13 protein-coding genes are annotated in these 14,754 nt (G+C 42.3%); 10 read left to right on the forward strand and 3 right to left on the reverse strand.

Going from position 1 to position 14,754, the window contains the following annotated elements; translation table 11 throughout:
* Window positions 1-1,005: 1,005 nt before the first annotated feature.
* Entirely contained in the window at window positions 1,006-1,254 is a 249-nt protein-coding gene (locus tag H6G97_RS19875) for a hypothetical protein (RefSeq protein WP_242055005.1), read from the reverse strand.
* Window positions 1,218-1,412: a hypothetical protein gene (locus H6G97_RS52640; RefSeq protein WP_242055006.1), complete on the reverse strand. Its 195-nt coding sequence runs from the start codon at window positions 1,410-1,412 to the stop codon at window positions 1,218-1,220. The genes H6G97_RS19875 and H6G97_RS52640 overlap by 37 nt, the downstream gene beginning before the upstream one ends.
* 66 nt (window positions 1,413-1,478) lie before the next feature.
* On the opposite strand from H6G97_RS52640, the gene H6G97_RS19880 reads away from it, so the two are divergent.
* The 10 genes from H6G97_RS19880 to H6G97_RS19925 all read left to right on the forward strand — a co-directional run bounded on the left by H6G97_RS19880 (window position 1,479) and on the right by H6G97_RS19925 (window position 13,853).
* Window positions 1,479-1,814, forward strand: coding sequence for a helix-turn-helix domain-containing protein (locus H6G97_RS19880; RefSeq protein WP_190942434.1), 336 nt, complete (start codon window positions 1,479-1,481; stop codon window positions 1,812-1,814).
* Entirely contained in the window at window positions 1,708-2,004 is a 297-nt protein-coding gene (locus tag H6G97_RS55980) for a winged helix-turn-helix domain-containing protein (protein WP_422394196.1), read from the forward strand. The genes H6G97_RS19880 and H6G97_RS55980 overlap by 107 nt, the downstream gene beginning before the upstream one ends.
* On the forward strand, window positions 1,998-2,339 hold the full coding sequence (locus H6G97_RS19890) for a hypothetical protein (RefSeq protein WP_190942436.1): 342 nt from the start codon (window positions 1,998-2,000) through the stop codon (window positions 2,337-2,339). Before H6G97_RS55980 ends, H6G97_RS19890 begins: the two co-directional genes overlap by 7 nt.
* 519 nt (window positions 2,340-2,858) lie before the next feature.
* On the forward strand, window positions 2,859-5,735 hold the full coding sequence (locus H6G97_RS19895; protein ID WP_190942437.1) for a bifunctional transaldolase/phosoglucose isomerase: 2,877 nt from the start codon (window positions 2,859-2,861) through the stop codon (window positions 5,733-5,735).
* 30 nt (window positions 5,736-5,765) lie between these two features.
* Complete coding sequence (gene gnd, locus H6G97_RS19900) at window positions 5,766-6,743, forward strand: phosphogluconate dehydrogenase (NAD(+)-dependent, decarboxylating) (protein ID WP_190942438.1); 978 nt, start codon at window positions 5,766-5,768, stop codon at window positions 6,741-6,743.
* Between the two features lie 123 nt (window positions 6,744-6,866).
* Window positions 6,867-8,420, forward strand: coding sequence for a glucose-6-phosphate dehydrogenase (zwf, locus tag H6G97_RS19905; RefSeq protein ID WP_190942439.1), 1,554 nt, complete (start codon window positions 6,867-6,869; stop codon window positions 8,418-8,420).
* Window positions 8,421-8,459: 39 nt separating this feature from the next.
* On the forward strand, window positions 8,460-9,389 hold the full coding sequence (locus tag H6G97_RS19910) for a Cof-type HAD-IIB family hydrolase (RefSeq protein ID WP_190942440.1): 930 nt from the start codon (window positions 8,460-8,462) through the stop codon (window positions 9,387-9,389).
* A 378-nt stretch (window positions 9,390-9,767) separates the two neighbouring features.
* A complete protein-coding gene (locus H6G97_RS19915) occupies window positions 9,768-10,715 on the forward strand; it encodes a class I fructose-bisphosphate aldolase (protein WP_190942441.1) in 948 nt (315 codons plus the stop codon).
* Between the two features lie 520 nt (window positions 10,716-11,235).
* Window positions 11,236-12,162, forward strand: coding sequence for an EthD domain-containing protein (locus tag H6G97_RS19920; RefSeq protein ID WP_190942442.1), 927 nt, complete (start codon window positions 11,236-11,238; stop codon window positions 12,160-12,162).
* A gap of 20 nt (window positions 12,163-12,182) precedes the next feature.
* Window positions 12,183-13,853, forward strand: a complete 1,671-nt coding sequence (locus tag H6G97_RS19925) for an alpha/beta hydrolase (RefSeq protein ID WP_190942443.1) — start codon at window positions 12,183-12,185, stop codon at window positions 13,851-13,853.
* A 297-nt stretch (window positions 13,854-14,150) separates the two neighbouring features.
* Here the strand turns inward: H6G97_RS19925 and H6G97_RS19930 are convergent, their stop codons facing one another.
* Entirely contained in the window at window positions 14,151-14,624 is a 474-nt protein-coding gene (locus H6G97_RS19930) for a cupin domain-containing protein (RefSeq protein WP_190942444.1), read from the reverse strand.
* Window positions 14,625-14,754 lie beyond the last annotated feature (130 nt).

Raw genomic sequence — 14,754 nt, forward strand, 5'->3', positions numbered from 1 at the left:
CGAGCTTAGTGCATCAGGTCTAAGTTTAGGTAGTGCTACAGGTACTAACGGTGCTGGTTTTGCAACCGCCACCTTGCTTGGTACAGTCAATTTACCTAGTGCTTCAACTGGAGTCATTGATTATGAAGGCTTTACGATTGTTAACGAATAACAGCCGTTAGAATACCCTTTCAGTAGAACTTTTACGAAAGGTGCTTTGCAAAAGCTAGAGAAAGGATTAACTGAAGGATAAAAAAAGGTTCTATCTGTCTTGTCCTTCAATTAACCCTTTTCTTAATTAATATTACAAATCCTTGTATCCAAACCCTTTAAGATATCGCTTTTTATCTAATTTACTAGTTAAAAATTTAATTTGAATTTCAGCTAAAAACACCTGCTACATTGTATATTTCTGAATTTTAAGTTTTTCTTCTCTAACGGGTAACTGTATCCCTCACTTTTATTTTTTTAGCCGTAGACATCGCTAATCTCCTGAACCTGCTGACACTGCTACAGCAAGTAATCATTCTTCCTGATACCAATTTTGTATGAAGTTGCATAGAATGAAAAGGCTAGAAAGTATGCTTGGCAATCATTCCAGCTTTCTGTAGTTTCATGCAGCTTCACAATAATTTGGTATGAGCTAGTTCTAGTTATCATTTTCAGGATTTAACATATTTCCGAATTGTCTGAACATTTTCATTTAAAGTATGAACTGCATCTATTGTCCTAATATTAGTTGTCGTTGGATTAGCATTGTGAGTAGTGCTTCAGCAGTCGTAACGTAAAATCCCTCCTGTTGAACACGCAACTGTGATAGCAGCATTGCCCCTAGTATCCAGTAAGCGAGAGAATACAGGGAGATGCAATATCCGTGTAATTTCTTCTGATAGGGTACTTTTGCCAGTGCCAGGAATACCAGAAAATAGAATTAGTTTCATCTATTCATAGTTAACAGAATCATAGGCTGCTCTCAAGCTAGCAGGCAAAAAGCAGTAATCTAAAGAATTGCTACTCACGAAGATGCTAATAAATCTGGGTAATCTCGTTCCCATATTCCAACTCCACAACACTCAACAATTTCTCTTCCACAGCAGTAAGATAGGGACGATTCACCTTACCCAACGACTGAAACAGACTTTTAACTGTCTCCTCCAGCGAATCTAAATATATTTGTGTAAGACGATTGCTCAAGGACTGCATCTGCTCACACTCCTGGGGCAGGTAGTTGAAGGACTTCAGGTGCTGTAACCCAACAGCGATTCGCCATCCCACATTCTCACGGTGCAACTAAAGTCATTCACTGCGCTGACAATTGCCCAACAGCCACCTTTGCCCCTAAGTTCTGGATTGTCCTTCGCAATGATTTGGCAGACTTCCCCGATTTGGTAGGTGTTTGGTACTACTTTCGTCCTTTCAATTATGCGCTGCACTACATCTTATACCAATTTAAATTGGAGACAAGGCAGATGAGGTAAACTGAGAAACGTTGATTTTAGATGTTTCTATCGATGGTTGGCGTGACATCAATTGAAGTAAAGGAAAGTTTGGATAATTTAGTAGAAAGGTTGGGTCAAGCCGAAACAGCAACAGCCAAAGAACGCTTGCAAGTGCTGTACTGGCTCAAACAGGAGAATCCACCGACGGTCAGTGCGATCGCCAAAGCACTGGGGAAACATCGCAACACGGTGCAAACCTGGTTATTGAAATACCGTAATGGTGGAGTGGATGAGATGCTGCTACCTCAAGCGCTCGCCAGGAGGAGTACGGGTAATTCCGCAATGGGCAGAAGGGGCGTTGGCAAAGCGATTAGAGGAGCCGCATCAAGGGTTTGAAAGCTACAAAGCAGTGCAGCAATGGTTGGCCCAGACTTTGGGAGTGGAAGCAGAATATCATACGGTGTATCAGATGACCCATAATCGACTCAAGGCCAAGCTGAAAGTTCCGCGACCGCAACACAAAAAGCAGAAGCCGCAACAGCGAGAGTCCTTTAAAAAAAACTTGCAGACGACCTGGAGTTGTTAAGTCAGTATGATCGGCAAGTTCGTCAACAACAACGCCCGATTCGCTACTTCGCTCAAGATGAGAGCCGTTTTGGACTTCACACGCTGCTCGGACGCTTGATTACTGCCTGTGGAGTCAAACCGATAGGACAATGGCAGTGGTTATTCAAAGCCTTTTGGCTCTATGGTGCGGTTGAACCTGCAACCGGAGAATCCTTCTTTTTAGAATTTTCTCATGTTGATACCCAGTGCTATCAACAGTTCTTGAATGAATTTTCTCAAGCATATCCAGATAGTCTCAACATTCCCGTGAAAAGTCCGATTTTTTGTAGGACTTCATTAACAGGCTTAACTTGACTAATAACGTGTAGAACTTTGCTGGTGAAGATAGGCTTGAAACGAAATAATGATCACATACCATTTATACCTTTTAATGCCACATCCAAAGGCACAGAGACGAAAAGTTAACTTTTTATTCTCTTGTTGCCTTTTTCATATCATAAATTCATAGCTAAGTAAATTTGGCAAGATTCTATGTAACTCTGCGTTTAAAATCGCTACGATTTTACGCAAAGCTGTACTCAAAAATTTAATATCCCGCTTATACCAAGCTTTTTTGAGATTTCTCAGATGCAATTTAAATGGATATCAGTTTATCAGGACTAAGGCAAAAATCGCCAAAAAGCTTAATTTATCGAACAGCCCTTTTAGGTAACGCTCATAAGCATTGTGTTAACGACATCGGAACATCTGGCTCGCGATCGCTACTTAACATCTGTTGTCTAATAAAATTGCAAAAGAAATCTGGCTTCATTCCTGAGAACATCTTCGTTTGCAGCCAAGGCACAATTAGCAAAAGCTTAAGGAGACCAAATCATGACTGTTTCAGAAACTAGAACAAACCCTTTGCAAGCATTACAAAATTATGGACAGTCCATTTGGCTAGACTATATCCGGCGTAGCCTGATTACTAGTGGCGAACTGCAACGCCTAATTGATGATGATGGAGTACGAGGGGTTACATCTAACCCAGTAATTTTTCAGAAAGCCATCACGGGTAGTACTGACTACGATCAGACCATCAAGATAATTGAGGATAGTGAAGATCGAAATGCTATTTCGCTGTATGAACAGTTAGCAATTGAAGATATCCAAGCAGCAGCTGATATCCTGCAACCTATTTATCAACAAACCAACAGAGAAGATGGTTACGTCAGCCTGGAAGTCTCACCCTATTTAGCTCACGATACTCAGGGAACGATTTTAGAAGCGCATCGGCTTTGGCTGGCTGTAAAAAGGCCTAACCTGATGATTAAAGTTCCTGCTACACCTGCTGGTATCCCTGCCATGCAACAACTGATCAGCGATGGCATTAATGTCAATGTGACGCTACTGTTCGCCCAAGAAGTCTATGAGCAAGTTGCCAATGCCTACATCGCCGGGTTAGAGACACTTGCTGCTAGAGGTGGAGATGTCAGTCAAGTGAACAGTGTTGCCAGCTTCTTCATTAGCCGGATTGATACTGCCGTTGATAATCTGATTGCGACTCGACTCAAAATAACGAGCAATAAGGATGAGCGGCGATTACTTGAAGTGATGCTGGGGAGAATTGCGATCGCCAATGCCAAATTAACTTATCAGCGCTACCAAGAGATTTACCAGAGTGATCGCTGGCAAAAACTTGCAGGGTTGGGTGCTAAAGCCCAACGACTTCTATGGGCAAGCACAGCTACTAAAAATCCACAATACAGTGATGTTTTATATGTGGAAGAATTAATTGGTATAAACACTGTCAATACAATTCCTCCTACAACTTTGGCAGCTTTTGCCGACCACGGACAGCCTCGCTCTAGTTTGACCGAGAACCTTGACATTGCTTCTGAGATGATGCTGAAACTGGAAAGAGCAGGTATTTCCTTTAAAAGCGTCACAGATCAATTGCTGTTTGAAGGATTGGATTTATTTTCCGATGCCTTTGACCAATTGTTGGGTTCAGTAGAGAAAAAGCGAGAAATAGTTTTGGGAGCAAAACTAGATTCTTTATCATACAAACTATCAGAAGACCTTACTGCTAGCGTTCAAGCACACTTAGAAACCTGGCGAGTTCAGGGCAAAATTCGTAGACTGTGGTCGCATGATGCTTCGTTGTGGACAGGCGCAGATGAAAATCGCTGGTTGGGTTGGCTCGGTATTACTGAAGATCAGTTAGCGCAAATCGATTACCTCAAACAGTTGGCACAAGAAGTTAAAGATTCGGGCTTTTCTCACGTTGTGTTGCTGGGTATGGGTGGATCGTCACTTTGTCCAGAGGTAATGAAGCTAACTTTTGGCAAAGTTGCAGGATACCCAGAATTATTGGTGCTAGATTCAACTGACCCTGCTCAGATTCAGACGCTTTTAAATCAAATTAACTTCACCAAAACCCTGTTCATTGTGTCTAGTAAGTCTGGTAGCACCTTAGAGCCAAATATCTTTAAGCAATATTTCTTTGATCGGGTGCAGCAAATTCTGGGGGCAGAATCAGCAGGAAACCATTTCATTGCGATTACAGACCCTGGTTCTCAGCTGCAACACATTGCAGAAGATGACAACTTCCGTCATATCTTCTTTGGTGTGCCTAGTATTGGTGGCCGCTATTCTGCCTTATCTAACTTTGGGATGGTGCCAGCTGCGGCAATGGGTGTAGATGTTGCCAAGCTGCTAGACTCGGCTGAAGAGATGGTGCATTCCTGTGCTCCTTCAGTTCCAGCCAAGGATAATCCTGGTGTTGTTCTCGGCATCATTTTGGGGGCATTGGCAAACCAAGGACGAGATAAAGTAACGCTGATTACCTCGCCATTGATTGCAGATTTAGGTGGCTGGCTAGAGCAATTGCTGGCGGAGTCTACGGGTAAAGATAACTTGGGATTAATTCCAATTGACCGCGAACCATTAGGAGATCCAAAAGTATACGGTAGCGATCGCTTGTTCGTGTATATTCGTCTAGAATCTGCTCCTGACCCAAATCAAGATGCTGCTGTAGCAGCACTAGAACAAGCAGGACAGCCAACCGTCCGTATTTCTGTTGCAAATCCATACCAGCTAGGACAAGAGTTTTTCCGTTGGGAAATTGCCACTGCGGTTGCTGGGTCAATTATCGGCATTAATGCCTTTAACCAACCTGATGTAGAAGCTAGCAAAATCGCTACTCGGCAATTGACAACTGAATATGAAATAACTGGGGCATTACCACCGGAAACGCCAATTTTCACAGAAGCAGGGATTAAATTATTCACTGACCCCAAAAATGCTGTATTCCTGTCTGAAGTAGTGGGGCATGACCAATCTCTAGTTAGTTATTTACGCGTCCATCTAAATCAACTCCAAGGTGGAGACTACTTTGCATTGCTAGCTTATATCGAAATGAACGAATCCCACCAAGCGCAACTGCAAGTTATCCGGCAATTAGTTCGAGACTCAAAGCAAGTTGCAACCTGTTTGGGCTTCGGGCCTCGCTTTTTACATTCCACAGGACAAGCATACAAAGGTGGCCCAAACACTGGCGTTTTTCTGCAAATCACTTGTGATGATGCTGTTAATTTGCCTGTAACTGGTCAACGATACAGCTTTGGAGTTGTAAAAGCAGCGCAAGCAAGGGGTGATTTTCAAGTATTGTCAGACCGAAACCGTCGAGCTCTCAGATTACATTTTGGTAAAGATGTGCAAGCAAGTTTAGAGCTATTACAGACGGTTATTAAGCAAGTTTTGGTCTAAAGGGCTTTCATTCTAAAGAGGAAAAAAATCATGCAAATTGGTGTAATAGGTCTTGGGCGCATGGGCGCGAATATCGTTAGACGGTTAATGCACTATGGGCATGAGTGCGTAGTCTTCAACCGCACGCCCGACAAAGTTCGGCAGCTAGAAGGCGAAGGTGCCACAGCGGCAACCTCACTTAATGAATTTGTACATCTACTTACAAAGCCCAGAGTCGTTTGGGCGATGGTACCTGCTGGTGATGCAACTGAACAAACAGTTACTGATTTAGCCCAACACCTGGAACCAAGTGACATAATTATCGATGGCGGCAATTCCTACTATAAAGATGATGTCCGTCGTGCCAAATTACTGAACGAAAAAGGTATTAACTATATTGATGTCGGCACAAGCGGCGGTGTATGGGGATTAGAGCGGGGTTACTGTCTGATGATTGGTGGCAAAGCAGAGGTTGTCAGTTGCCTCGACCCGATTTTTAAGTCCCTTGCTCCGGGAACAGGAGATATTCCCAAGACACCTGGAAGAGAAAATCTGAGAAGCACTGCTGAAATCGGTTACTTACACTGTGGTGCTTATGGAGCAGGACACTTCGTCAAAATGGTGCATAATGGCATTGAGTATGCGTTAATGCAAGCATACGCTGAGGGGTTTGACATTTTCCGCAATGCCAACTCTCAAGAACTAGCTGAAGATTACCGTTATGACCTAAATGTGGCAGATATTTCCGAAGTCTGGCGGCGCGGTAGTGTAGTTGGGTCTTGGCTGTTAGACTTGACCGCAATGGCGCTCGCAGAGAATCCCACACTTTCTAATTACAGTGGGTATGTGCAGGACTCAGGTGAAGGGCGTTGGACAATTATGGCTGCGATCGAAGAAGCCGTCCCTACCGATGTACTATCGGCTGCCCTCTATACTCGTTTCCGCTCCCGACAGGAGCATACTTTTGCAGAGAAAATGCTGTCTGCCATGCGCTACAAGTTTGGCGGACACGTTGAGCAACACAGCTAAAGGATTTCCAAAAATCTTTGTAATAAATGAATCGGCTGTACAGGCGTAGAGCTGTACGCCCTCACCCATGTATCTGTATCAGCTATTTAGTGAAATCGTATAAGGGATATTACTTGTAAAATCATGACTTTTGCAAAAGCAAATAACCTGACTAAATTGCCAGACCGACCAGCAAATCCCTGTGTAATAGTTATTTTCGGTGCAGCTGGAGACTTAACTAAGCGCAAGCTTATTCCTGCTCTCTATAACTTGGCACGCAGTAACTTGCTGCCTAATGAGTTTGCCATTGTCGGTGTCATCCGTGCCCCCATGAGTAACGAAGATTTTCGGATTCAAATGAGTCGGGATATCGAAGAATTCTCCACTAACGACATTGACCCCCAACTTTGGCAGTGGTTTGAGAAACGGCTGTATTATCTGGCAGGTGATTTCCAAGACACCCAAACTTACAGTCAGCTCAAAGAATTGCTCATGCAGGTTGATCGAGAATGTAGCACTCAAGGTAACTATCTTTACTATTTAGCAACTGCGCCTAATTTCTTTTGCGACATCATCTGGCAACTAGGCTCTGTTGGACTTACCCAAGAAGATGGTTCCTGGCGACGTGTGATTATTGAAAAACCTTTTGGACACGATTTAGAATCTGCTCGCGCCCTCAATAAAAATATCAGCACAATTCTCAAAGAAAGTCAAATATATCGGATTGACCACTACCTCGGTAAGGAGACGGTGCAGAATATTTTGGTCTTCCGCTTCGGCAACGGGCTATTTGAGCCGATTTGGAATCACCGCTATATTGATCATGTACAGATTACAGTTGGTGAGACTGTTGGAGTAGAACGCAGAGGCGGCTACTATGAAGGAGCCGGGGCAATCCGCGATATGGTTCAAAATCATATATTCCAACTGCTGGCGATGATGGCAATGGAACCGCCTGTTTCTTTTGAAGCAGACGCAGTGCGAGATGAAAAGTCGAAACTACTCAAGGCAATTCAACCCCTAACTCCTCAAGATGTGCTAACTCATACCATTCGCGGGCAGTACGGCGAAGGGATAGTCAAAGGAGAGCATATACCTAATTACCGTTTGGAGCCTCGCGTTGCTCCTGACTCTGGGACAGAAACCTTTGCTGCCCTGAAACTGATGATTGATAACTGGCGTTGGGCAGATGTACCTTTTTATCTACGTACAGGGAAGTGTCTACCACAGCGAGTCACTGAAATTGCCATCCAATTCAAGCGAGTACCATCCTTGCTTTTTCATGAAACCTCCGTTGACCAACTAGTTCCCAACTTTCTGGTGATTCGTATCCAACCCAACGAGGGAATTAGTTTACAATTTGGAGCAAAAGTTCCTGGCCCGACAGTACGAATGGGGGCGGTGGATATGGACTTTGCTTACACTGACTACTTTAATAGTACGCCCAGCACGGGGTATGAAACCTTGCTTTACGACTGCATGATTGGTGACGCTACTTTGTTTCAGCGATCGGACAATGTTGAATTAGGCTGGAAAGTGGTCAGTCCAATTCTGGATGTATGGAAAGCTTTGCCACCACGTGACTTTCCCAACTATGCCGCAGGTACTTGGGGTCCAAAAGATGCAGATGAGTTGTTGCAACGTGATGGTCGGCAATGGAGAACAAGTACCGATTTTATTGCTCCAGTTAAGCATTGAATGAATGCGATCGCCCAAAGAATATAAGTGACAAAATTTATGAATCAAACGATTCAGTTCAAACCATCTCAAATTTCTTTGTTGGTTGCCGATATAGACGGCACTTTGGTTAATCGTGAGAAGATATTGACAAATCGCACCTATACAGCAGTCCAAAATCTGAAGCAGGCTGGTATTATCTTCACCATTACTAGTGGTCGCCCACCCTTAGGCATGAAGATGATTGTGGATGCACTTAATTTGACTGCCCCGATGGCGGGCTTCAATGGAGCGGTATTCTTTAATTCTGACCTCTCCATTATTGATCAGAATGTACTGACTCAAGCGATCGCCAAGCAGGTCATTGAAATCATTATTGCTCACAGACTGGATGTTTGGGTCTATCAAGGCAAGGATTGGTTTGTACCAGAGCGCCACGGCTCTCACGTTGACCGTGAAGAAAAAACGGTCAAATTCTCACCAACGGTTGTATCCAACTTTGATGGACTGCTAAACAACGTTGCCAAAATCGTTGGTGTCAGCGATGACTTGGAAGCAGTGGCACGATGTGAGGTTGATATGCAACGAGAGTTCAGTGGACAAATCTGCTGTCAGATAGGCGCAAGTTCCGGTAATGGGGAGCAAGTTTCTGCTGCCCGCTCCCAGCCCTACTATTTAGATGTCACCTACCCTCGCGCCAACAAGGGGGCAGTGGTGCAACGTCTCGCTGAACTCCTGGCAATTCCGGCTCAAGAGATTGCCACCATTGGCGATATGCCTAACGATGTACCAATGTTTGAACAAAGTGGTCTAAGTATTGCTATGGGCAACGCCAGTGTCCAAGTGCAGCATCAGGCCAAATATGTAACAACTTCCTATGAAGAGGAAGGATTTGCTAATGCAGTGGAACGATTCATTTTGGGTAACAACCGCTCAAAGTCAGTACTTGATGAAGACTCAAGGGAATCAACAGTAAGCGGTCAAATCTAAACCAGCCCTTGAGATGAAAAATTGTCCTTACTGCTCTCATCGAATGCTGCAACATATTTGCAATAAGAAGATGTATTGGTTCTGCCGCAGATGTTGGCAGAAAATGCCATTACTGAATGTAGAAACCCATAATTTATTCTCAACTTCTCTTGTCAGCAGGTCATTACAGCAGTTTTCATCTATAGGAACCACATCCGTCGGGTAGCTGTCACTAGTGTCAACTTAAGCCCTGGTGAATAGAATTAGTGGCTATAGAGGCAAAGTGCGCCTCCGCGGATTAAGTCCAAATTAAGGGTTTGAAACCCACGGAGGTGGGTTTTGTTTGTGTAGACGCGGTTTCTAACCGCCCGTTTCGCTGATTTATTTTGGAGAATTAAAATGACCCAACAAGTAAAAGAAATTCTGAGTTGGTACGGCAGCGATAACCCAGGAACACTAACCAACTTGGCACGACTACTCAATCATGGTAAGTTAGCAGGTACTGGTAAACTTGTTATCCTACCTGTTGATCAAGGGTTTGAACATGGACCAGCCCGTAGTTTTGCCGCTAACCCACTTGCCTACGACCCTCATTATCATTTTGAGTTAGCAATTGAATCAGGCTGCAACGCTTATGCGGCTCCTTTAGGATTTCTAGAGGCGGGTGCAAGAGAGTTTGCGGGTAATATTCCTCTTATTTTGAAAGTTAACGACCATGATGTGCTGATAGATGAAAAAGACCCCAATCAAGCTTTGACTGCGAGTGTTCAAGATGCTTTAAGACTGGGTTGTGTAGGGATTGGTTTTACTATCTATCCTGGCTCAACTTATCGATTGGAGTTGTATGAACAAATTCGCGGCTATGCTGAAGAGGCAAAACGTCATGGCTTAGTAGTAATTATCTGGTCTTACCCACGTGGCTCTGGTCTGAGCAAAGCGGGAGAAACTGCAATTGACGTGACGAGCTATGCTGCTCACATTGCTGCCCAACTTGGTGCCCACATTATTAAGGTGAAGCTACCAACTGCTCATATTGAGCAAGAAGCAGCCCGTAAAGTCTATGAAAAAGAGCAAATTCCAATTGCCACTCTCAACGAACGAGTTTGGCATATTGTCCAATGTACGTTCAATCGTCGGCGAATCGTAATTTTTTCGGGTGGACCTACTGAAAGTGATGATGTTTTACTTGATGAGATTCGTGCTATTCACAAGGGTGGCGGATTTGGCTCTATCATCGGACGCAATTCATTTCAACGTTCTCAACCAGATGCATTACGGCTACTGGCTGCAATTATGGATATTTACCGTGATGAATTCGCTCAAATTCCGACTCCAGTCCTTGCCTAGCGGTTCATACTGCAAAAGTTTCCGCTCAAGAGTAGAAGTTTTATTTCAACATTGTAATGTGCTATTGGGCTCCGATTTGATTTTTAAAGCGTATAGAGAATAGAATGTCCGCTTGATCGAGATTTTATCTGAAATCCTGTTCAGAAATTAGACAGGAGTCCTATATCTAACGTGAGTTCGGGATCACAAAGGGGGCAAAACAGGCAGGCTAAAAATACTAAATTCTCATCCATCTGCTTGCCTGACTTTTCACGGGAAGTCCTCAAGCCCCTAAAAAGCGTGGCTTTTTCCACAGGCTGATTATCAATAATTTTGAGTTAATGAGAATACCCAACGGAGAAATCAGGGCTTGAGAAACCATCAAAATGACCTTTTCCACATGCGGTGAAAAGTCAGGCAAAACTTCAGGTTATATCTAGCGATCACTACCTAATTTGCAGTCTAACTTGTTACCACTGCTAACATAAACACCAGCATTAGATGTGACTTTAACTACGTTTGTATTACTAGGAGATGAACTATGACAAAGGTTAATTACTCAGCAAATGATAAAGATGTGACAACACTATATATACTTCTTAAAAAGAGAGAAGAAATAGATTGGCAAACATTCTATAGCTATTGGAAAAATGTGCATGGTCCAGTAAGTGCAAGGCTACCAGGTCAATACCAATATTGGCAGTACCACTTGAGTAATAATCGAGGTAATATTTGGCCAAGCATTGATGGGGTAGAATACAAAATTTCAGAGCAAGAACAGTTGGATGGAATAGCAGAATTGACGTTTGTATCACAAGAGAACTTTCAAACCTGGATTAATACTGCTGCTATTCTTGATTCTGATCAGCAGAACTTTGTTAGTAAAGCTGTTATGTATCTAACAACTCATGGTAATTCTAAAACATATGTTAACAACATAGAAAATAGTTCTCCAATCGGCAAGATAAATGCAATTAAATTTCATGTTATGCTCAAAAAGGCAAATGATATCACTGTTGATGAGTTTCGTAAATATCTGGTGAATGATACATTTGCTGAATCTTTTTGGAAAAGTGATTTAGTTCTTAAGTTTAAATTGCATCTACTTGAGGAGCATGACAATTCACTTCCACCAGCACCTGGAGTTTCTCATCACGAACCATTAGAAAAGCAATATCAAGCAGCATTTGAAATTGCCTTTAAAAATTCGATGGACATGGAAAGTTTCCTTAATTCAGAAGCATATACTTCTATAGTAAAAGACTACAGAAAGTATATAAAGCAATCTGCAACTTTTTTAGAACAGGGTACTTACACCTTTGTCAATAACGGTGAGTTAACTCTAGCTGGACAAAGAACTTCTACAGTAGCGGAACTTATCACAAATCTGGGTGCAACCAATCAAACGCAAGACAAGATACTCAATCTTATGCTTGGCAACCAACGTGCTATATCTACAATCTTATAAATCCCATCCCGTAAATCCTTATGTTAAAAAAAACTCTCGCCTACTTCTTTGGCATTATCTCCAGTATTGCCATCAGTACCCCTGTATTAGGAGCAGACCGCATTGAATTCAATTATCCGCCCTTTGGTGACTTTAATATTGCCACAAAAGATTTAGAAGTGTTTGTCAACGAAGGCGAAATTACCAAAGACTTTGCCTTTTATGCCAATCGTACTAACCCAGAGCAATTAGCTCAAATACGGAAGATGCTCAGAACTAAATTCCAATTTTCTCCCGTTTTTGTATCGCAATTTACCTATTCTCCTATTGGTGTAAAAATACTGCAACGCTTTGGTGAATTATTGCAAACACCAAGCAGACAAAATGGTTTTTATGCCCTCCGTTCTGCCTTAATATTATCTGCCGCCAGTCCTGATGGATTGACTTTAGTTAATATCATAAAAAACTATTCTACTTCCAGCATTCGCCTGGATTTTTCAGAAAGTATGCAGATAATGGGACAGTTATCAGATCTGTTGCAAAAAAGAGATTTAGTTATTTCTAAAATACAGCAGATAGCAGATAAAGAAGCTGCTAATTTGCTACCAATAGATTTTGCTCAAAAACCAGATATTCGCAAATCTGGTGAATTTAACATCGAAAAAATTATCTTAACCTTACAAAATTATTCTCGTGATGGGCACTCAGGAAGTGTTTTAGAACGGAAATATGATGTTGATGTTTACTTACCCAAACCGAAATCAGGAACAACATCAGAACCTTACCCGGTAATTGTGATTTCTCACGGTTTGGCAGAAGACCGTAATAGTTTTGTTTATATAGCTAAACATTTAGCGTCATACGGCTTTGTCGTCGCTGCTCTTGACCATCCCGTTGCTAACTCCAAACAATTTCAACAATTTTTAGCAGGGTTTGATGGGCCTCCCAAAGCCACAGAATTAATTGACCGTTCTTTGGATGTCAAATACCTCTTAGATCAACTCCAACATCTTTCCAAGACTGACCCCAGATTTCAAAATAAGTTAAATCTGCAACAAGTCGGTTTAATTGGACATTCGCTTGGCGGTTATACATCTCTAGCATTAGCTGGAGGAACCTTTGATTTTGAGAACATTCATAAAGACTGCAATCCAAATCGTTCTTTAAATTTGTCAACTTTTCTACAATGTCGTGCTAACGACCTCAAACCTGACAACTATCCCATCAAAGACGATCGCATTAAAGCGATTATGGTCATGAATCCCTTGAATAGCACTTTGTTGGGTGAAAAAGGAATCAGTAAAATATTAGTGCCAGTGATTATGGTGGCTGGAAGTCATGATATATTTACCCCCGCAGTTCCCGAACAAATTCGACCTTTTACCAAATTATCTAGCAAAGACAAATACTTGGCTATCATTGAGAACGCTACTCACTTCTCTGTAGAATCAGACTTATCACTCAGCCCAAGAGCTATCCCTGTACCGCAAGAATTGTTGGGTCCCGATAGAAAAAGTGTTTATTCTTATATGAATGCCTTAGGAGTTGCCTTTTTCAAAACGCATCTTTGCAATCAAGAAGAATATCGTCTTCACCTGAGCGCTTCTTATGCTCAATTTATCAGTCAAGCACCCTTAAACTTGAGCCTAGTGGATTCTGGTAGCAAAGAAGCAATCTCTCAACTATTAAATTGGGTTTACCAAACTCCATAGGTCAGTGGATTGAGAATAAACTCAAGTTAGAGGCTATTTATAAAGTAAATCTAACCTTTACTCAATACCTTTGCCACTGTCAAGAAACAACTTTTACAATTTGCCACCTAAAAAGCTTACAGAGAAAGCATTTCTAACTAAAAAGAAGGAAGGTTGTTTCGTGACAAGCTCTAACCGCCTTCTCTGCGAGAGGCTTCCGCCAACGCACAGTGGCTCGTAGAGAAGACGCCAAGAGCGCCAATAAAAGGAAGAGAAGCTTTCACAAATGATCTAGGAGTGCTATATCAAGTGTGAAGATTATAGTATTTCAACACCATATTTTGGACCTACTTCACGCATCTTTTTAATTTGCTCTTCGAGCGGGATAGGTACGGGCGTATCTTTGTCTTTCACTAAATAGCCTACTTCCTCAAAAAAGTTCTCCAACCCCGCAGGAATAGCTGTTGTGAAAGTTCTTGCCGGTGTCGTGCCTACATTTTTAAAGGAATGAGGAATACCTTTGGGTGCATGAACAAAGCTACCAGCTGACAAAACTATATTTTGATCTCCAACCTGGAACAATAACTCCCCCTCTAAGATATAGAATGTCTCGTCTTCCCGATGATGAATGTGAGGTGGAGATCCATGTTGGGGCGGAATGAAAAACTCAAATGTTGAATAGGCTCCGCCAGTATCTTCGCTAACTGCTTTAAAAGTGTATGTGTCTCCCACGACTGAGTAAACAAGACTTTCGCCTGCTGGTGACACTACTGGGTTAGTATTGCTTTCCAATGTACTTCTCCTTTATACTAAATTTTTTCAAAATGTAAATTGTTCGCAAGTGCTATACATACTTGGCAGTACCTGTTCACAAGTAGTTTATGAACCTTGACTGCAAGCTAAATTATCAATACTTTGTGCA

It is taken from the genome of Nostoc flagelliforme FACHB-838 (assembly GCF_014698065.1).
In the GTDB taxonomy this organism is placed as follows: Bacteria; Cyanobacteriota; Cyanobacteriia; order Cyanobacteriales; family Nostocaceae; genus Nostoc; species Nostoc flagelliforme_B.